Origin of the sequence: Actinacidiphila acididurans (assembly GCF_016918855.1) — a bacterium.
Taxonomy (GTDB): Bacteria; Actinomycetota; Actinomycetes; order Streptomycetales; family Streptomycetaceae; genus Actinacidiphila; species Actinacidiphila acididurans.
Genome location: NZ_JADKYB010000022.1, coordinates 79,954 through 97,115 on the forward strand (window position 1 = coordinate 79,954; position 17,162 = coordinate 97,115).

The 17,162-nt window shown below is 73.0% G+C and carries 17 protein-coding genes; 8 read left to right on the top strand and 9 right to left on the bottom strand.

Annotated features, from left to right (window positions below):
• Positions 1-116: 116 nt before the first annotated feature.
• Positions 117-2,774 (bottom strand): ATP-dependent Clp protease ATP-binding subunit, encoded by a 2,658-nt coding sequence (locus ITX44_RS31895; RefSeq protein WP_205361688.1) that lies wholly within the window; start codon positions 2,772-2,774, stop codon positions 117-119.
• Between the two features lie 654 nt (positions 2,775-3,428).
• Between ITX44_RS31895 and ITX44_RS31900 the strand changes: the two genes are divergently transcribed.
• Positions 3,429-4,535, top strand: coding sequence for an LAETG motif-containing sortase-dependent surface protein (locus ITX44_RS31900; protein ID WP_307795590.1), 1,107 nt, complete (start codon positions 3,429-3,431; stop codon positions 4,533-4,535).
• Positions 4,536-4,707: 172 nt separating this feature from the next.
• Here ITX44_RS31900 and ITX44_RS31905 read toward each other — a convergent pair whose 3' ends face one another.
• The 4 genes from ITX44_RS31905 to ITX44_RS31920 form a co-directional block, all read right to left on the bottom strand.
• A complete protein-coding gene (locus ITX44_RS31905) occupies positions 4,708-6,060 on the bottom strand; it encodes a hypothetical protein (RefSeq protein WP_205361689.1) in 1,353 nt (450 codons plus the stop codon).
• A gap of 15 nt (positions 6,061-6,075) precedes the next feature.
• Positions 6,076-6,489, bottom strand: coding sequence for a cupredoxin domain-containing protein (locus ITX44_RS31910; protein ID WP_205361690.1), 414 nt, complete (start codon positions 6,487-6,489; stop codon positions 6,076-6,078).
• Positions 6,490-6,668: 179 nt separating this feature from the next.
• Positions 6,669-7,298, bottom strand: coding sequence for a thioredoxin-like domain-containing protein (locus ITX44_RS31915; RefSeq protein ID WP_205361692.1), 630 nt, complete (start codon positions 7,296-7,298; stop codon positions 6,669-6,671).
• A gap of 341 nt (positions 7,299-7,639) precedes the next feature.
• Positions 7,640-8,197 (bottom strand): TetR/AcrR family transcriptional regulator, encoded by a 558-nt coding sequence (locus ITX44_RS31920; RefSeq protein WP_205361694.1) that lies wholly within the window; start codon positions 8,195-8,197, stop codon positions 7,640-7,642.
• Between the two features lie 182 nt (positions 8,198-8,379).
• On the opposite strand from ITX44_RS31920, the gene ITX44_RS31925 reads away from it, so the two are divergent.
• Together ITX44_RS31925 and ITX44_RS31930 are read left to right on the top strand one after the other, a co-directional pair.
• Positions 8,380-8,991, top strand: coding sequence for a class I SAM-dependent methyltransferase (locus ITX44_RS31925; RefSeq protein WP_205361696.1), 612 nt, complete (start codon positions 8,380-8,382; stop codon positions 8,989-8,991).
• A 92-nt stretch (positions 8,992-9,083) separates the two neighbouring features.
• Entirely contained in the window at positions 9,084-9,431 is a 348-nt protein-coding gene (locus ITX44_RS31930; protein ID WP_205361698.1) for a DUF2218 domain-containing protein, read from the top strand.
• A gap of 52 nt (positions 9,432-9,483) precedes the next feature.
• Here the strand turns inward: ITX44_RS31930 and ITX44_RS31935 are convergent, their stop codons facing one another.
• Positions 9,484-9,957, bottom strand: a complete 474-nt coding sequence (locus ITX44_RS31935) for a MarR family winged helix-turn-helix transcriptional regulator (protein WP_205361700.1) — start codon at positions 9,955-9,957, stop codon at positions 9,484-9,486.
• A 146-nt stretch (positions 9,958-10,103) separates the two neighbouring features.
• On the opposite strand from ITX44_RS31935, the gene ITX44_RS31940 reads away from it, so the two are divergent.
• On the top strand, positions 10,104-10,514 hold the full coding sequence (locus ITX44_RS31940; RefSeq protein ID WP_205361702.1) for an organic hydroperoxide resistance protein: 411 nt from the start codon (positions 10,104-10,106) through the stop codon (positions 10,512-10,514).
• 148 nt (positions 10,515-10,662) lie between these two features.
• Entirely contained in the window at positions 10,663-11,676 is a 1,014-nt protein-coding gene (locus ITX44_RS31945) for an FAD-dependent oxidoreductase (protein WP_205361703.1), read from the top strand.
• A gap of 15 nt (positions 11,677-11,691) precedes the next feature.
• On the opposite strand, the gene ITX44_RS31950 is transcribed toward ITX44_RS31945, so the two are convergent.
• Positions 11,692-12,147 (bottom strand): ATP-binding protein, encoded by a 456-nt coding sequence (locus tag ITX44_RS31950; RefSeq protein WP_205361704.1) that lies wholly within the window; start codon positions 12,145-12,147, stop codon positions 11,692-11,694.
• A gap of 303 nt (positions 12,148-12,450) precedes the next feature.
• Here ITX44_RS31950 and ITX44_RS31955 point away from each other — a divergent pair, with 303 nt between their 5' ends.
• From ITX44_RS31955 to ITX44_RS31965, 3 genes are all read left to right on the top strand, one after another.
• Positions 12,451-13,326 carry a Sco1979 family transcriptional regulator gene (locus ITX44_RS31955; RefSeq protein WP_205361705.1) on the top strand — a complete coding sequence of 292 codons (876 nt, stop codon included), beginning with the start codon at positions 12,451-12,453 and terminating at the stop codon, positions 13,324-13,326.
• Complete coding sequence (locus tag ITX44_RS31960) at positions 13,323-13,592, top strand: DUF397 domain-containing protein (protein WP_205361708.1); 270 nt, start codon at positions 13,323-13,325, stop codon at positions 13,590-13,592. Before ITX44_RS31955 ends, ITX44_RS31960 begins: the two co-directional genes overlap by 4 nt.
• Before the next feature lie 122 nt (positions 13,593-13,714).
• Positions 13,715-14,533, top strand: coding sequence for an SAM-dependent methyltransferase (locus ITX44_RS31965; protein ID WP_205361710.1), 819 nt, complete (start codon positions 13,715-13,717; stop codon positions 14,531-14,533).
• Between the two features lie 156 nt (positions 14,534-14,689).
• Here the strand turns inward: ITX44_RS31965 and ITX44_RS31970 are convergent, their stop codons facing one another.
• Positions 14,690-15,862, bottom strand: a complete 1,173-nt coding sequence (locus ITX44_RS31970; RefSeq protein ID WP_205361712.1) for a lactonase family protein — start codon at positions 15,860-15,862, stop codon at positions 14,690-14,692.
• A 277-nt stretch (positions 15,863-16,139) separates the two neighbouring features.
• Positions 16,140-16,826 (bottom strand): response regulator, encoded by a 687-nt coding sequence (locus ITX44_RS31975; protein ID WP_205361714.1) that lies wholly within the window; start codon positions 16,824-16,826, stop codon positions 16,140-16,142.
• Positions 16,827-17,162: the final 336 nt, after the last annotated feature.

Sequence of the window (17,162 nt, forward strand, 5' to 3'; positions counted from 1 at the left end):
ATCGGCATATGCCGTTGCTTTACCTACCTTTGCAGGCTTTTTGGCACACGCCAACCCGCACCCCCCTATCACCACCCGATCGGGGTAATGCGCTGCATTTATGCCCACGCCCCCCGTTATGCCGCGCCCGCCGTCACGCCGATCCGCAGCTCCTCCGCGTCCGCGCCGGCCGCGTCCACCCGCACCAGGTCGCCGGCCCGCACCTTGCCGTCCAGCAGCATCCGGGAGAGCCGGTTGTCCAGCTCGCGCTGGATGGTGCGGCGCAGCGGCCGGGCGCCGTACTCCGGCTGGTGGCCGCGGCGGGCCAGCCAGTCCACCGCGCCCGGCGTGATGTCCACCCGGATGTCCTGGGCGTGCAGCCGCCGCCGGGTCTCCTCCAGCAGCAGATCGGTGACCCGCCGCAACTGCTCCTCGGTGAGCCGGCGGAAGATGACGATCTCGTCGATCCGGTTCAGGAACTCGGGCCGGAAGTGGTCCCGCAGTGGCCGCAGCACCTGCTCGCGCCGCGCCTCCTCGTCCGCCTCGCCCCGGTCCCCGCCGCCGAAGCCGACCGGCCCGGCGCGCCCGGTGATCGCCTCCGAGCCCAGGTTGCTGGTCATCACGATCACCGTGTTGGTGAAGTCCACGGTCCGGCCCTGCGCGTCGGTCAGCCGCCCGTCGTCCAGCACCTGGAGCAGGATGTTGAACACGTCCGGGTGCGCCTTCTCCACCTCGTCCAGCAGCAGCAGCGCGTACGGCTGGCGGCGTACCGCCTCGGTGAGCTGCCCGGCCTCCTCGTGGCCCACGTACCCGGGCGGCGCGCCCACCAGCCGGCTGACCGTGTGCCGCTCCTGGTACTCGCTCATGTCCAGCCGCACCATCCGCTCCTCGCTGCCGAACAGCGCCTCGGCCAGCGCCCGGGCCAGCTCGGTCTTGCCCACGCCGGTCGGCCCGAGGAACAGGAAGCTGCCGATCGGCCGGTTCGGGCTGGCCAGGCCCGCCCGCGAGCGCAGCACCGCGTCCGCGACCGCGCTCACCGCCTCCTCCTGCCCCACCACCCGCTCGTGCAGGTGCGCCTCCAGGCCGAGCAGCCGGTCCTTCTCCTCCTGCGTGAGGCTGGCGACCGGGATGCCGGTCTGCCGGGACACCACCTCGGCGATGTCCTCCCCGGTGACCTCGACGATCCGCCCGTCGCCCGGCGTCTCCTCCTCCCGGCCGGCCGCCACCTGCTCGGACAGCTGCGCGATCCGGTCGCGCAGCTCGGTGGCGCGCTCGTACTGCTCGTCCGCCACCGCCTGGTCCTTGTCCCGGGTCAGCCGCTCGATCTCGCGCTCGGCCTCGCGCAGCCCGCTGCCCTTGGTCCGGGCCCGCAGCCGTACCCGGGCGCCCGCCTGGTCCATCAGGTCGATCGCCTTGTCCGGCAGGTAGCGGTCGTTGAGGTAGCGGTCGGACAGGTCCACGGCCGCCAGCAGCGCCTCGTCGGTGTAACGGACCTGGTGGTGGGCCTCGTAGCGGTCGCGCAGGCCGCGCAGGATCTCCACCGCGTCGGACGGGGTCGGCTCGGGCACCAGCACCGGCTGGAAGCGGCGGGCCAGCGCCGCGTCCCGCTCCACGTACCGCCGGTACTCCTCGAGCGTGGTGGCGCCCACCACGTGCAGTTCGCCGCGGGCCAGCGCGGGCTTGAGCATGTTGCCCGCGTCCATGCCGCCGCCCTCCGAGCCGCCGCCGGCGCCGATCACGGTGTGCAGCTCGTCGATGAAGATCACCAGCGAGTCGGAACGGGCGCGGATCTCCTCGATCAGCCCGGTCATCCGCTCCTCGAAGTCGCCGCGGTAGCGGGTGCCGGCCACCATCCCGGACAGGTCGAGCGCGACCACCCGGCGGTCGACCAGCGTCTCGGGCACGTCCCCGTCGGCGATCCGCTGCGCCAGTCCCTCCACGATGGCGGTCTTGCCGACGCCCGCCTCGCCGATCAGCACCGGGTTGTTCTTGCCGCGCCGGGAGAGGATCTCCACCGTCTGCTCGATCTCCTCGTCCCGCCCGATCACCGGGTCCAGGCCGCCCTCGCCGGCCAGCGCGGTCAGATCGCGGCCGAACCGGTCCAGTTGCGGGGTGCCGCCCGATCCGCCGGGGCCGCCCGGCCCGCCCGGCCGCTGCGGTGCGGCGGCGGGCGGCTGCCCCTGGCCGCCGGGCGGCGGGGTGGCCGCGCCGGGGTCGAACCGGGCCGCGTTCAGCACGTGCCCGGCCGCCGAGTCCGGGTTCGCGGCCAGCGCCATCACGATGTGCTCGGGTCCGATGTAGCCGGCGCCGCTCCTGCGGGCCAGCTCGTGCGCGTCCAGCAGCGCCCGCTTGACCGCGGGCGTCACCGACAGCGAGGCCGCGGTGGAGCCGGGACCGGGGCCCGTACCAGGACCTGCTCCCGCACCGGCTCCCGCACCGGCTCCTGTACCGGCGCCCGTGTCCCCGGTCGCGGCCGGTCCCGGCTCGGTGCCGGGTGGCGGGCCGGCGTGCCGGTCGATCTCGCCGGCGATACGGTCCGGGTCCGCGCCGGCCCGGGCCAGCATCGTCCGGGTCGGCTCCGCGGCCAGCGCCGCCCGCAGCAGGTGCTCGGTGTCCAGGTCGGGCCGCCCGTGCTCGGCGGCGTACGCCGCGGCGGCCGCGACCAGCCGCCGGGCCGGCTCGCTCATCATCCGGCCGATGTCGATCTGCCGCGGGCCGCCGCCGAGGAAGCGGGCGAAGAAGTCGCCGAAGGGGTCCTGGCCGAAGCCCTCGGGTCCGATGTAGCCGCTGCTCATGGCCGTCCATTTCCGGCGTCCCGGCCCCCGCCGCCCCGGTCTCCCGGCCCACCCCGGCGCACGCCCGGGACGCGCACTCGCGAATCGGGCGATCTGCCCGGCTGCTGCCCGTCCGGCGCGGATCCACACCTCCTCGCCGACCGCGAGCCGCACCCGTCCGCCGCGGCCGGCCGGCAGGGGCCCTGGAACCCCCGTCGCCGCTGCCGAGCGCCGCAGATCCTCCGCTCCTCGCCCCGGAACACCGGAATTCCCGGGCGGCCAGTCCTTCGGGAATGGGCCGCGCAAAGCCGGGAATGGAACGATCAAAGATCCGGACCACTGCCCAGGTCATTGGCCGGGTCAAGGGGTCCTCATTGGCCCGGGCAATGGACGGTTATCCGGACCGTAAATCGACATGACGACAGACGCGCGGGAGACAAGGCGACTGTGCCGAATACCCCCCTGTCGTAACGGACTTCGCCCCTCTGTACAGTGACCCTGCATTCACTGCATACTCGACCATCCCGGTCGTCAGACCGCGGGACCACAGACTTTCGGCGGCGAGGCAACAACCGCAGAGACCAAACGGCACGATCCGGCGTCACCACGTTGACGGCCAGGTGTCGTCCGAACTGCGCTGCCCTGTCGCTTCGCATACAGGGGAGCTCTTTTACCGTGCAGCGTTCAAATGGCAAGCGGCTCATAGGCGTCGCCGGTGTCGTGGCGATGGCCGCCGCGTTCGGCGTGGCGGGTGCGGGCACCGCGAGTGCGCACAACGGCAACGGCAATGACGGCCACGACCACCCCAAGGACTGCGCTCCGATCGACGTGGAGCACTCGCTCGACGGGGGCAAGACCTGGACCACGGACGGCCGGATGGACGGCAAGACCGTGCCGGTCACCGTCACCGTCCGGACCAGCGACAAGATCAAGAAGGACTGCACCTACGCGGTCTCGCTCTCGTCCTACAGCGCCGAGGGCCCGACCTGGCAGACCTCCGGCACGCAGGCGTTCCTCGGCTGGGACACCACCACGCTGGACAGCTCCCACAAGCAGGCGACGCTGGACGTCAGCCAGTACGCGCCCTCCTGCTTCGGCCAGATCGACCTGTACGGCAACGGCACCAAGTACGACGGCACGGGCGGCCCGCTGCCGCACTTCCCGGACTCGGCCACCCCGATCAACCTGATCACCGCCTGGAACGGCCGCGCGGCCTGCGAGACCCCGACGCCGACCCCGTCGGACACGCCGTCCGACACGCCGACCACTCCGGTGCCTTCGGACACGCCGTCCGACACGCCGACTGCGACCCCGTCGGACACGCCGTCGGACACCCCCACCACTCCGGTGCCTTCGGACACGCCGTCCGACACGCCGACCACTCCGGTGCCTTCGGACACGCCGACTGCGACGCCGTCCGACACGCCGACCACCCCGGTGCCTTCGGACACGCCGAGCGACACCCCGTCGGACACGCCGACCCCGGTCGTCTCGGACACCTCCTCGCCGTCCCCGACGCCGAGCGACACCTCCAGCGCGCCGGCCCCGTCCGCCTCCCCCTCGGCGTCGACGACCCCGCCGCCGCCCTCTTCCACCACGCCTCCGGTGGGCACCTCCACGGTGCCGCCGACCACGTCCAGCTCCTCCAGCGGCAACCTCGCCGAGACCGGTGGCAACAGCTCGCAGAACACGGTCTTCGCGGCCGGCGGCGCGGCGCTCCTGCTCGTCGGTGGCGGCGCCGTCTTCTTCACCCGTCGCCGCAAGCAGGCCGGCCGGGGCTGACCTCTTGGTCCCCCTGAAGGCTGAGTAAGCAGCAAACGAACCGGGCCGGTCCCCAGCGGGGGCCGGCCCGGTTCGCGTATGCGGTACGTCCGCCGCGTGCGCGGCACGTCGGGTCGTACGCCGTAGCTCCGACGCTCCGGCCAGGAAGTGCTCCGGTCAGGAAGTGCTCCGGTCAGGAGGAGAACAGCAGCAACAGGCCGCCGAGCGTGTAGCCGACCATCAGGATCAGGAGGGGGACCTGGCCGGTGAGGGCGGCGCGGCGGGGGAAGAGGCGGACGGCGCGGTCGTGGGCGGCCACCGTGGCGACGACGTGGCCGATGACGACGCCGAAGACCTGCACGAGGGCGATCACGGTGACCGAGATCAGGGTGTAGTTCACGTGGTCGCCGGCGGTGCCGAACAGGTTCGCGCCGGTGCCGAGCGGGTCGGAGGCGAGGACGAACGCCTGCTGGCCGTTGAAGACGAGGTACGAGAAGTAGTGCGCGACCACGTAGCCGACCGCGATGGGCACCAGGGAGTGCGCGAAGCGGGCGGGCAGCGTGGCGTTGCCGCCGGGTACCTGGACGCCGCTGATCCGGCCCGCCAGCCGTAGCACCGCGGTGAAGGTGAGGCCGACGAAGACGACGGTGGCCAGCAGGCCCAGCGCGTTGGCGGTGTCCGGGCTGAGCGGGCCGGACTGCGCGCGGTTGACCCAGGTGGTGGAGGCGGAGGCGCCGTCGAAGGCGGTCGAGCCGAACAGGACGGAGACCGTGGCGACCAGTCCGGGCACGGCGGGCACCTGGTCGAGGCCGTTCAGCGGGTCGCGCAGGGCGAGCCGCCCGTCGTCCAGGCGGCCGAAGGGGGACAGGCGCGCGGTCAGCGAGGAGTAGACCTCGAAGCCGTCGCCGTAGTCGAACCAGTCCGAGCCGTAGACCGTGGCGCCGGCCAGGTGGACCACGGCGTACACACCGAACCAGAGGATGAGGGTGGTCGTCGAGTCCCGGTTCGGCCCGGCCAGCTCCAGCCAGGTGAAGGCGAACAGCGACACCGCGGCCGGCCAGTGGCCCAGCCTGGCGGGCAGCGGCCGGAAGCCCTCGCGGGGGTCGCGCATCAGCGCCCAGAACAGCGCGCGATGCAGGGTGCGCAGCGGGTTGAGCAGCCGCCAGACCGGGCCGAGGAGCAGCGAGAACGGGACCAGGCCCACCCAGAACAGCACGTAGACGAAGGACGCGGTCGGGTTCAGGTCGTCGTTCTTGCCGAAGACGGCCGCGACGGCGGTGAACCCGGCCAGCAGCAGGCCGAGCCCGCGCAGCGCCCAGCGGGTCTCGGGCGCGTCGGCGCCGGTGGTGACCCGGTCCGGCAGCGCCAGGCCGCGCGCGCCGCCCTTCAGCCGGGAGGCCGGCCACAGGAACAGCAGGGCGGCGAAGGAGACCACCACCGCCAGGCCGCCGCCGATCAGGACGTAGCTGAACGGGATCGGGAGGTCCCGGCGGCCACCGATGCCGTGGGCCAGGACGACGAGCGAGCCGGAGGTGCGGGGATCCATGAGCGGCCGCCCGGCCTACTTCACTTCGATCTGGAGCAGCTGGAGATTGCTCTTGTGCGTCTCGAACTCGAAGATCCCGGGGATGTCGGCCTTCACGGATATCGTGCCGGGCTTGCCGGGCTGGAGCTCGATCTCCTTGTCGTAGCCGTGCAGGTGCGCCTCGTCCGGCTTGTCGCTGGTGACCGTGAGCTGGAGCTGGTCGCCGAGGTGGACCTGGTGCACGGCCGGCTTGGGGGAGATCTTGCCGTTCGCGATGGTGATCGAGATCGAATCGGTGGCCGCCGAGCCCGCCGACTGCGACGCGCCCGGGGACCCCGAGGACCCGGCGGACCCCGGCGAGTCGGACGACGATGACGACGAGCAGCCGGTCAGGGCCAGTGCCGCGAGCGCCAGGGCGGCGGCGGTGCTGACCAGGGTCTTGCGGGCCATGTGAGCAGTCCTCGTCCGCGGTCGGTCCGGATCGGGCCGCGGCCGGTCGGCCGGCGCTCTCGGGCGCCGGCCGGCCGGGGCGGGCCGGATCAGGCAGGTCGGATCGGCAGGGCGCGGTGGTCGGCCGCGGTCCCGTCAGCGGGGTCGAGGTCGGCCGCGTCGGCCGGGCGTGTGCCGGGTCAGCCGGTCGGGGTGCCGGTGCCGCCGGTGCAGGGGGCGCCGGGCTCCGGGGTCTGCGGGCCCTTGCGGTAGGCGGAGATGAACTTCGCCAGCCGCGGGTCGCTCGCCGACTGGAGCTGGAGCTGCTTGCCCCAGGCGGACGCCACCACCGGCGCGGGCAGCCCCGGGTACGGGCTCAGGTCCATGAAGTCCTTGCCCTTGACCTGCGACTTCAGGGTGGCGAGCTGCGCGGCGGGCAGGTCCGGGCGGTAGGTGATCCACACCGCGCCGTGCTCCATGTCGTGCACCGCGTTCTCGTTGGCCACCGGCTTGTCGTAGATGCCGCAGTTCAGCCACACCGGGTTGTGGTCGCCACCGACCGGCGGGTTCTGCGCGTACTTGACCTTGCCCTGCACGTGGTTGCGGGACAGGTTGCTGTACGACTTGACGCCCGCGATGTTCGCCGCGCCGCCGCCGCTCTTGTGGGTGCCGAGCACGACCGCCGCGGCCACGCCGCCGATCACCGCCAGGCTCACCACACCGATGATGCCGATCCTTACGGTGCGCTGCCGGCGCTCGGCCCGCTGGGCTTCGGCGCGCGCCTGAGCCGCGCGTTCACGCCGCCGTTGCGCTTCGGCTTTGCTGACCATGCACCGAGCCCTTCCCGTCCAGGGGTCCGACCACCGAACTCCCGATGCCCATGCTGACCGGGAGCCTATATGACTGAACGATCGCCAAGTCACCCCCTCGGGTGAATTCACGGTGGACTCAGCCGACGCCTGTGCATCCCCTGTGTCCCGCCCGTGCACCGCCCGTGCGCCGTCCCGTACGGCCCCGGATCGCCCCTTCCCCGCGTCCCGGTACCGGATCCCTTGCGCCGCCCGCGACTTGGGGCCGGTGCGGCCACCTGGAGCAGCGGGCAATCCGGCGCCCGGCACCCGCTTCTGCCGAGGTCGGCGGGCCCACGCGGGCGTGGGCCATGTCACGCCGGTCAGGGCCCGGGGCGCAGGGCGGCCAGCGTGAGGGTGACCGAGGTCGGCGGGGGGAGGGTGGCGCCTGCGGGAAGGGCGTGCAGGCAGAAGGCGGCGAGGTCGGTCGGGGGGATGTCGGCGCGGACCTCGCCGCGGGCGGCCGCTTCGGTGAGCAGGGCGGTGAGGAAGTCGTGCAGCCGGGCGGCGGCGCGGGTGGCGTGCGGGGCCTGGTGCAGGACGAGGGCGGCCGGGTCGGGGGTGGCGTGGGCCCGGGAGAGGTGGGCGTAGGCATCGAGGACCGCGGCGAGCCGGTCGGGCGGGGCGGTGGCCTCGGCGACCTCGGCCAGCCGGTCGAGGTGGGCGGTGATGTGGCGCTCGTGCCAGGCGGCCAGGATCGAGGCGAGGTCCGGGAAGTACTTGTAGAGCGTCGCCCGGCCGATCCCGCTCTCCTTCGCGACCTGCGACATCGTGACGCCGGTCGGCCCGTGCCGCGCGACCAGGGATGCCGTGGCGTCGATCGCGGCCTCGCGGACGGCGTCGCGGTGCGCGGCGATCGTCTCGCTCCAGATCCTCGGCATGACCCGCATCGTACGCCCAGGTCTCGTACGTCGTGACCTCGGTCGATACAAGTTGTCTTGACAGAGACAGTGTGTCTGGAAAAATCTGGGGGTGTCAGGGACACCGCCCGCCGCGGGCAAGCCCGCCAGGGACGGGTTCGCGACGGACAACCGCGACGGACAACAGCGACAAGGGGGATGCGATGGAGCACGCGCCACCGGCACACGGCACCGGCCACGACCCGTACCGGGGCCGCCCGCCATGGGAGATCGGCCGGCCCCAGCCCGCGCTGCTCGCCTTGGCCGCATCCGGCGGACTGGGCGGCCGCGTGCTGGACCTCGGCTGCGGTACGGGGGAGCACACGCTGATGGCCGCCGCGGCCGGTCTGGACGCGACCGGGATCGACCGTTCGCCCGTCGCCCTGAGCGCCGCCCGTGACAAGGCCCGGGCCCGCGGGCTCACCGCCCGCTTCGTGCTGGGCGACGTCCTGCGGCCCGGCGGCACGGCCGAAGTGGGCGGCGACTACGACACCGCGCTCGATTCCCTGCTGCTGCACGCCCTCGGCCCCGCCGACCGCGCGACCTACCTCGCCGACGTACGGTCCCTGCTCCGGCCCGGCGGCCTGCTCCACGTCCTCGCCTACAGCGACCGCCACACCGGCGAACCCGCGGTGCCGCACGCACTGTCCCGTACCGACCTCGAGGCCGCCTTCGCCACCGGCTGGCGGCTCGCGCGCGTCGACCCCGTCACCTGCGCCTCGATGGTTCACCCGGCCGGGGTCGCGGGCCGGCTGGCGACCGCCGTCCGTACCTGACGGGCCGTCATGCATGCGTGCACTGCCGCCGGTTCACGTACTGACCGCTGAACTCGCCCGCCCAGAATGCCGATCGCAGAAGGAGCTCCGCCGTGCCCGCCTCCGAGGCCCGCGTCGTCACCACTCGCGCCGACCGTTACCTTGCCCAACTCCGCTCGCACGTCGGGCGGTTGGACGACCTGCCCGCGCATGCCGGAAACCATGGCGCCCCGCACCCGGCGCACACCCCGCACGCCCGGCCCCCGCAGGCCGGAGCCGACGTCGTCCTCGATCTCGGCTGGGGCCGCTGCGCCCTGCGGGCCACCGACGACGCCCTGCTGCTGTGGGCGGAGGCCGCCGACGTGGCGGCCCTCGAACGCATCCAGGAGGCGATCGCCGCCCGCCTCCAGCGCGTCGGCCACCGCGACGGCCTGGTCGTCACCTGGCAGGCGACCGGCTGACGCGGCGCGGGCGTCCGCAAGGGAAGGACCGTGGTGAGAGGCGGCGCCGGCCTCAGGAAGCCGCCGCCTCCAGGGACGCGGTCAGGGTGTTGAGGTCGGCGAGCAGGGCCATCGCCGCCGGCATGGTGAGGCCGGTCGCCTTGCCTATGGCGCGGGGGACGTCGTCGATGGTGGTGCGCATCGCGCGGCCGGACTCGGTGAGGTGGACGATCACGGAGCGCTCGTCCTGGGCGCTGCGCACCCGGCGGACCAGGCCGGCCGATTCGAGGCGGCGGACCAGAGGGGACAGGGTGCCGGAGTCGAGGCGCAGGTAGGAGCCGAGTTCCTTGACCGACAGCGGGCCGTGCTGCCACAGGACCAGCATCACCAGATATTGCGGATAGGTGAGGCCGGACTTCTTGAGCAGGGCCCGGTAGATGCCGTCGTACGCACGGGAGGCGGCGTGCACGGCGAAGCAGAGCTGCTCCTCCAGCCGCAGCGCCTGGCCGGCGGGCGGCTCCGTGGGGGCGGTCTGGCTGGGCGTCATTCCCTCAGTGTAGCTCCCGGTGAGTGATCCGCAGTTTAGTTGCGTGCAACTAGGTTGTGTGCTTCACTTCTGGTGCGGGCCCGGACGGCCCCGGCAGACGCCGGAACCGCGGGTGACCTGCGAAGCGATCAGAGGGAGAAAGCACGATGGAAGCGCTCTACACCGCCGTCGCCACCGCCAACGGGCGTGACGGCCGGGCCGTCAGCTCCGACGGCCGGATCGACCTGGCCCTGGCCTTCCCGCCCGCCCTCGGCGGCGACGGCGAGGGGACCAACCCCGAGCAGCTCTTCGCCGCCGGGTACGCCGCCTGTTTCGCCAGCGCGATCGGCGCGGTGGGCCGGGAGACCAAGACCGACACCAAGGACGTGTCCGTGACCGCCGAGGTCGGCATCGGCCGCGACGGCGACAGCTTCGGCCTGGCCGTCACCCTGCGCGTCGAGCTGCCGGACAGCCTGGACGAGGCGGTCGCCAAGCAGCTGGTCGACCGGGCGCACCAGATCTGCCCCTACTCCAAGGCGACCCGCGGCAACATCGACGTCCAGATCGTCGTGGAGTAATCGTCGTGGAGTAAGTGACGCGACAGGTCGAGCAGGCGGAGCAGTCGGGGCCAGGGGCGCCGGGAGTCCGGCGGGCCCGCGGCCGGTGCCGGGACGCGTACGGCGTCCTGCGCACGGCCGCGCCCCCGCGGGTGCTGGAATGGATCCCATGGCAGCCACCCCGCCCGGCCCGGACTCCGCCCACCGTACGGATCGGGCCGGCGCCGGCCCGGCCGCCGGCGACCCCGTTCGTACGGACCCCGTCCGTACGGAAGCCGTCCCTACCGACCTGATCGTCGTCGGCGGCGGCCCGGCCGGGTGCGCGGCGGCGCTGACCGCCGGGAGCGTCGGCATGCGCTCGGTGCTCGTGGAGCCCGCGGCGCTGTGCGGCAAGCTCCGGCACATCCCGGCGCTGGACAACGTGGCCGGCGGCCACCGCACCGGCCCGGACCTCGCCGCGGCGATCACCGCGGACATCGCCCGGACCCCGCTGTGCGAGGTTCGGCTCGGCGTGCGGGCCACGCACATCGCGGCCGGCCAGGACGACGTCACCGTCACCCTGGACAGCGGCGGCCGACTGACCGCCCCCTTCGTGGTGGTCGCCACCGGCGTCGGCCCGCTGCCGCCGGAGCGGGCCGGCTGGCTGACGCTCGCCGCCGGCGCCGAACCGCCCGCGCTGTGGGGCGCATCCGCGCAGGCCGCCGCCGGTCCGCTGCTGGTGCTGGGCGCCGACCGCCCGCTCGGCACATTTCTGCGCGCCCACCCCGAACCGGCCACCGAGGTCGTCGTCGCCTGCCCGCCGGAGGACGACTACAAGGCCGAGGAGGTACGGGGCGACCCGCGCGTCACCGTACTGCCGCTGGCGCGGCTGCGGGTGACCGGCTATAAGGCGAGCGGCGCGGTGAGTGCCGAATGGACCGACCGCACCGGTCGTACCGGCACTCTCCGCGCCGCCGCCGCTTATCTCAACCTGGGCAGCGCCCCCGCCGCGCCGCCCGGCGCACTCGTGTCCGGTGCCGACACCTACTGCCCGCCCGCGCTCCAGCACCCCCGCGTGCTGGTCGCCGGCGACCTGCGCTCGGCCCGTTTCCAGCGGATCATGACCGCGACCGGCTCCGGCGCCGAGGCCGCCCTGCGGGCGTACTACGTGGCGCAGGGCCTGTCCGTGCCCGCGGCGCTGTAGCCCGGCCGGCCCGGCTCAGCGGCGCGGCGAGCCTATTCGGGCCCAGACCGCGTTCCCGCCGGTGAGCACCGACTGCGTGGCGCCCCAGCGGGCCGACAGGTGCTGAACCAGCAACAGGCCGCGCCCGCCCTCGTCGTCCAGGCCGGGGCTGCGGGGCGTGAGGCAGCGGTCGGTGATGATGCTGTGGTCGTGGACCTCGAGGTGAATCAGGTCGTCCGCCGTCAGCCCGACGCAGCACAGGAAGTGGCCGCTCGCGGTGTGCCGGATCGCGTTGGTGGCCAGCTCCGACAGCACGAGCACGGCGTCCTCGCGGGTGTCCTCGGGCAGTTCCCACATCTGAAGCCAGGCCCCCGCCGCGGACCTGGCGGCGCCGACGCCGGGACGCCCCGGCGGCAGATCCAGCCAGTGGACTCTGTCCCGGGAGGCTGCGCTGAGCAGTTGGGGATAGCGGTAGGACGCGGCAAGGGGCACGGTTTCGCCTTCCGTCGGCGACGGGCGCGCAGGGCGGGGGGAGACGGGGAGGGTGGGGGGAGTGCTGCTGCTCGCGAGCGGCCGGTCGGGGGGACGGCCGACGCCCGCGCGGTGCGCTTGTGGCTGGTGGTGAGGAAGTTCACGGCTGTGGCCGCTGTGGCTTATGCCAGTGACACTATGGTAGCTGGCATCTTCAACGCGCAAGCATCTCTCTGATAATTTCAACTCGTGTATGTCCGGCTGTTGCCATCAATCAGATCGTCTATGGTTCGGTGCTGGTGACAGACACTCAGGAGGTAGGTCGTGAGCGAAGCCCGTCCGGCTGCCGGCGGTACCAGCGCTCCCACCGTGCTCCGCATGATCCTCGGCAGACGGCTGAAGGACCTGCGCGAGAACGCCGGGGTGTCCCTGGAGGGCGCGGCACAGGCGCTGCGCGTCACGCCCCTGACGATCCGTCGGATGGAGAAGGCCGAGGTCGGCCTGAAGATCCCGTACGTGGAGAAGCTGCTGCGGATCTACGGCGCCGACGAGCAGGAGACCGGCGAGTTCGTCGACATGGCCGAGCAGGCCGCCCAGCCCGGCTGGTGGCACCGCTACCGTGACGTGCTGCCCTCCTGGTTCACCGCGTACGTGAGCCTGGAGAGCGACGCGCGGACGCTGCGCACGTACGAACCGCATTACGTCACCGGACTGCTCCAGACGCACGACTACGCCCGGGCCATCCTGCGGGCCGGTTTCCCCAACGACAACCAGGAGGAGCTGGCCCGGCGGGTGGAACTGCGGCTGCGCCGCGCGGTGCTGCTGGACCGGCCCGACGCGCCCACCCTGTGGGTGGTGATGGAAGAGGCGGTGCTGCACAAGCTGATCGGCGGCACCGAGGTGATGCGGGAACAGATCGACCGGCTGCTGGAGGCCGCCGAATTGCCCAACGTCACCATCGACATCGTGCCCTTCACCGCCGGCGCGCACGTCGGGGCGTTCGCCCCGTTCACCTACTTCCGGTTCGACGCCCCGGAGTTGCCCGACGTCGTCTACACGGAGCTGCTGTCCGGCTCGATCTACCTGGACCAGCGGCCCGACGTCGTCGCCCATCTCGAGGCGCACAACCGGATGTCCCTCCTGACCTCATCAAGCGAGAGCAAGACGCTCTTGAACCGCATGCGGAAGGAGTACTCGTGACCGTCACCGACAACAGGCTCAGCGACGACAGCGTCTACAACGGCATCCCGGCCCGCCAGCTCGGCGAGACCGGCTGGGAGCGGCCGTGGAGCGGGACCAGCGGCGGGCAGTGCGTGGAGATGAAACGGCTGCCCGACGGCCGTATCGCCGTACGCCAGTCCACCGACCCGGCCGGTCCGGCGCTCATCTACACCCCCGAGGAGATCGGGGCGTTCGTCAACGGCGTCAAGAACGGCCTCGCCGACCACATGACGACGGCCCTCTGACCCTCCCCTTCAGCCTTTCAGCAGCCCGTCCGCAGCAGGTCCGCACCACCCGATCCGCCCGTACCGCGCACCACCGCACGCGCACCTCGCGCTCGACCACCGCACACCCCCGGAGGGATACGATGACCGGCCCCCACGCCGCACGGGACATCGACACCAGCAAGCCGCATTCCGCCCGCATGTACGACTACTACCTCGGCGGGAAGGACAACTTCGAGGTCGACAAGGAGGCGGCCGAGCGGGTTGCCGAGACCTATCCGGGGATCTACGTGTGCGCCCGGGAGAACCGCGCCTTCATGCACCGGGCCACCCGGGTGCTCGCCCGTGAGCACGGCATACGCCAGTGGCTCGACATCGGCACCGGCATCCCGACCGAGCCCAACCTGCACCAGGTGGCCCAGTCGGTCGTGCCCGACGCCCGGGTGGTGTACGCGGACAACGACCCGCTCGTCCTGAAGTACGCCGAGACCCTCATGCGCAGCACCCCCGAGGGCCGCACCACCTACATCCACGCCGACGCCAACGACCCCGACGCGCTCCTGGGCGCCCCGGAGCTGGCCGAGGTGCTGGACCTGACACAGCCGGTGGCGCTGTCCCTCAACGCACTGCTGCACTTCATCATCGATGCCCAGGAGCCGTACGCCCTGGTCAGCCGCCTGATGAGCGCGCTGCCGTCCGGCAGTGCGCTCGCCATCACCCACTGCACCCCCGATTACGACCCGGAGGGCTGGGAGAAGGTCTCCGCCATCTACTACGCCGGCGGAACCCCGTTTCAGGTGCGTACCAAGGCCGAGGTCGCCCGCTTCTTCGAGGGCCTCGACCTGCTCGAGCCCGGCATCGCCCTCGGTCACCGCTGGCGCCCCGACAACGACGGGGTCTTCGCCGAGGGCGTCACCGACGCCGCCGTCAGCCTCTGGGCGGGCGTCGCGATCAAGCCGTGACGCACGGGTCGCGGCCAGGAGCGGGGAGTCCCGGCCACGACCGGACCCGGTCGACCGCGCACGGGGTCGGTCGACCGGGTCGTCACGCACACGTGTGTGTACGGTTCAGCGAGGTGTGCGGCGGAGCCGTGGGTACGGTTCAGCCGTGTCCACGGCTCAGCCGGCCGCGATGCCCTCGCCGCCGATGGCGCCGGGGACGGTGACCGAGCCGATCCGGGTCAGGGAGCCGTCGGTGTGCACGGCGAACTCGTCCACCGTGCCCTGGCCGCCGGTCTGGGCGTAGAGGGTGCGGCCGTCGGAGGAGACGGCGGCGTCCACGGTGCCGGGGTCGGTGGCGGTGGTGCCGAGCGGGACCGGGGCCGCGTCCGGGCGGGCACGGAAGGCGGACAGGTTCGCGCTGCCGGCGTTGGACACGTACAGCTTGTCGCCGGTGCCGGTGATCCAGCAGGTGGCCGCCTGGCCGGTGGCGGTGCGGCCGAGCGAGGCGAGGGTGCCGTCGGGGTGCAGCACGAAGGTCTCCACCGCGTTCGGCCCGGCTTCGGCGAGCTGGAGCCGGCCCGCGGGGTCGAAGGAGAAGGCGAACGGCACCGCGTCCGGCAGGCTCGTCACCACCGGGGCCGCCGCGGGCGTGCCCAGCAGCCCCAGCGAGAAGACGTCCACGGTGTTGGCGCCGGCCTTGGTGGTCACGACCAGCTTGCCGCCGTCCGGCGTGAACGAGATCTGCCCGGGCGTGTGCGTGAACTGGGGCGCGGCCTGCGGGTCCAGGCCGAGCGCGCGGTGCCACGCGGCCACCCGCACCAGCTTGTCGCCCAGGCGCACATACCCCTGGATCGAGCCGCCGCCGAGCGCGTTGAGCACCCACACCCGGTTGTCGTGGTAGGTCACGCTCACCGGGAACGAGCCGCTCGTCGGCACGACCTGCGTGCGCTCCAGCCGGTCGCCGTGCACCGCGAACACGGTGAGCGTGTCGCTGCCCGCGTTGACCGCGTACAGCAGCCCGGCCGCCCGGTCGTACGCGAGCGACCCCTGCGAGGCCAGGTGGTCCACCACCGACCCGTCGAGCACACCGCCCCGGCCGCCGGTCGGGTACACGGCCTGCTGGTCGAGCGTGCCGTCGGCCGCGCGGTGGTAGGCCACGACGGTGTTCGCGGTGGTGTTGTCGCTCTGCGCGAACACCGCGCCGCCGGCGTCGACCTCCGCCCTGTGCGATGCGGGTGCGGTCGCGGTCCCGGCGGCGGACGCGGTGGGGGCGGCGAACAGCGCCGCGGTGACGGCCGCGGCTGCGGCGGCGACACCGGCGGCGGCGATACGGACCGGACGAGCGGTCATGATGCGACTCCTTGGTCCCGAGGCTGAGCTGAAGGTGTGTGGGGATGACGGATGCACGTGTGTCCGGCAGGTGTGTCCGGAGGTTTCTCCGGAGCCTCCCCGGTGGCTTTCCGTCAGCTCACGCTAGCCCGCGGACATGGGGACGAAAGTGATGAACGGCCCGAACCGCCGCAGCGTCCGGAGGCCGTAAGAACCCTGACGCAGCTCTTACGGGACGTGGCCGGACGCTTGCGCACCCGCGCGCGCCGGGCGTGCGGTCAGGGCTGAACGCGGTGGCTCAGGGCTGGAAGCGGTAGCCCAGGCCCGGTTCGGTGATCAGGTGGCGGGGGCGGCCCGGGTCGGGTTCGAGCTTGCGGCGCAGGCCGGCCATGAAGACGCGCAGGTAGTTGCCGCGGTCCAGGTGGTCCGGGCCCCAGACCTCGGTGAGCAGGTCGCGGCCGGTGACCAGGCGGCCGGGGCGGCGCAGGAGCAGCGTGAGCATGCGCCACTCGGTGGGGGTCAGGTGCACGGAGGCCGCCGCGGCGCCGTCGCTGCGGGTGATCGTGCAGGCGTTGAGGTCGACCGTCCAGGGGCCGACCTCAACCTCCTCCGGCGGTTCCAGGCCGGCCGGGCGGCGCAGCACGGCCCGCAGCCGCGCGGCCAGTTCGTCGATCGCGAACGGCTTGGTGAGGTAGTCGTCGGCGCCGGCGTCCAGTGCCTGGATCCGGGTGGAGATGCCGGTCCGGCCGGAGACCACCAGCACCGGCACACTGCTCCAGGCCCGCAGCGACCGCAGCACCTGAAGGCCGTCCAGGTCGGGCAGCGCGAGGTCGAGCAGCACCGCCTCGGGGGCCCGGCGGGCGGCCAGGTCCAGGGCGGTGCCGGCGTCGGAGGCGGTGACGACCGCGAAGTCGAAGGCGGGCAGCGCCGTGCTCAGCACCCGCAGCATGCGGGGGTCGTCGTCCACGGCCAGGATGCTCCTCATCGCGCACCGCCTCCGTCCGTGCACCGTCCGTACACCCCGCGCACCGCACACCTCCCGGGCCGTCCGTCCCCCGCACCCCACCGAACCCGGCCGCCTGCCACGCGACCAGCGCGTTAACGCCTTCCTTGCGCCGCCCGCCCCCGCCTTGACGCCCCCCTGACGCGCTCCCGCCGGCCGCCCGCGACAGGCCCCCGCGGCCGCCGACCAGCGGGCCCGCGGCCGCAAGACCGCCCCTGAAACCGGTGCTGTCAAAGCCGCATCAAGAGGCCCGCCGGGCGCGTCAGGGGACCGCTAACGCCTCTCGGCGGCGGCCTCGCCCGGAGTTTTCCTGGCGGA

What these genes read in the sequence shown, in the direction of transcription:
- ITX44_RS31895 (WP_205361688.1), bottom strand. Translation starts at nt 2,774, where the DNA reads ATGAGCAGCGGCTACATCGGACCCGAGGGCTTCGGCCAGGACCCCTTC.
- ITX44_RS31935 (WP_205361700.1), bottom strand. Translation starts at nt 9,957, where the DNA reads ATGACGCCCAGCCAGACCGCCCCCACGGAGCCGCCCGCCGGCCAGGCG.
- ITX44_RS31905 (WP_205361689.1), bottom strand. Translation starts at nt 6,060, where the DNA reads ATGGATCCCCGCACCTCCGGCTCGCTCGTCGTCCTGGCCCACGGCATC.
- ITX44_RS31975 (WP_205361714.1), bottom strand. Translation starts at nt 16,826, where the DNA reads ATGAGGAGCATCCTGGCCGTGGACGACGACCCCCGCATGCTGCGGGTG.
- ITX44_RS31925 (WP_205361696.1), top strand. Translation starts at nt 8,380, where the DNA reads ATGGAGCACGCGCCACCGGCACACGGCACCGGCCACGACCCGTACCGG.
- ITX44_RS31970 (WP_205361712.1), bottom strand. Translation starts at nt 15,862, where the DNA reads ATGACCGCTCGTCCGGTCCGTATCGCCGCCGCCGGTGTCGCCGCCGCA.
- ITX44_RS31945 (WP_205361703.1), top strand. Translation starts at nt 10,663, where the DNA reads ATGGCAGCCACCCCGCCCGGCCCGGACTCCGCCCACCGTACGGATCGG.
- ITX44_RS31920 (WP_205361694.1), bottom strand. Translation starts at nt 8,197, where the DNA reads ATGCCGAGGATCTGGAGCGAGACGATCGCCGCGCACCGCGACGCCGTC.
- ITX44_RS31940 (WP_205361702.1), top strand. Translation starts at nt 10,104, where the DNA reads ATGGAAGCGCTCTACACCGCCGTCGCCACCGCCAACGGGCGTGACGGC.
- ITX44_RS31965 (WP_205361710.1), top strand. Translation starts at nt 13,715, where the DNA reads ATGACCGGCCCCCACGCCGCACGGGACATCGACACCAGCAAGCCGCAT.
- ITX44_RS31910 (WP_205361690.1), bottom strand. Translation starts at nt 6,489, where the DNA reads ATGGCCCGCAAGACCCTGGTCAGCACCGCCGCCGCCCTGGCGCTCGCG.
- ITX44_RS31915 (WP_205361692.1), bottom strand. Translation starts at nt 7,298, where the DNA reads ATGGTCAGCAAAGCCGAAGCGCAACGGCGGCGTGAACGCGCGGCTCAG.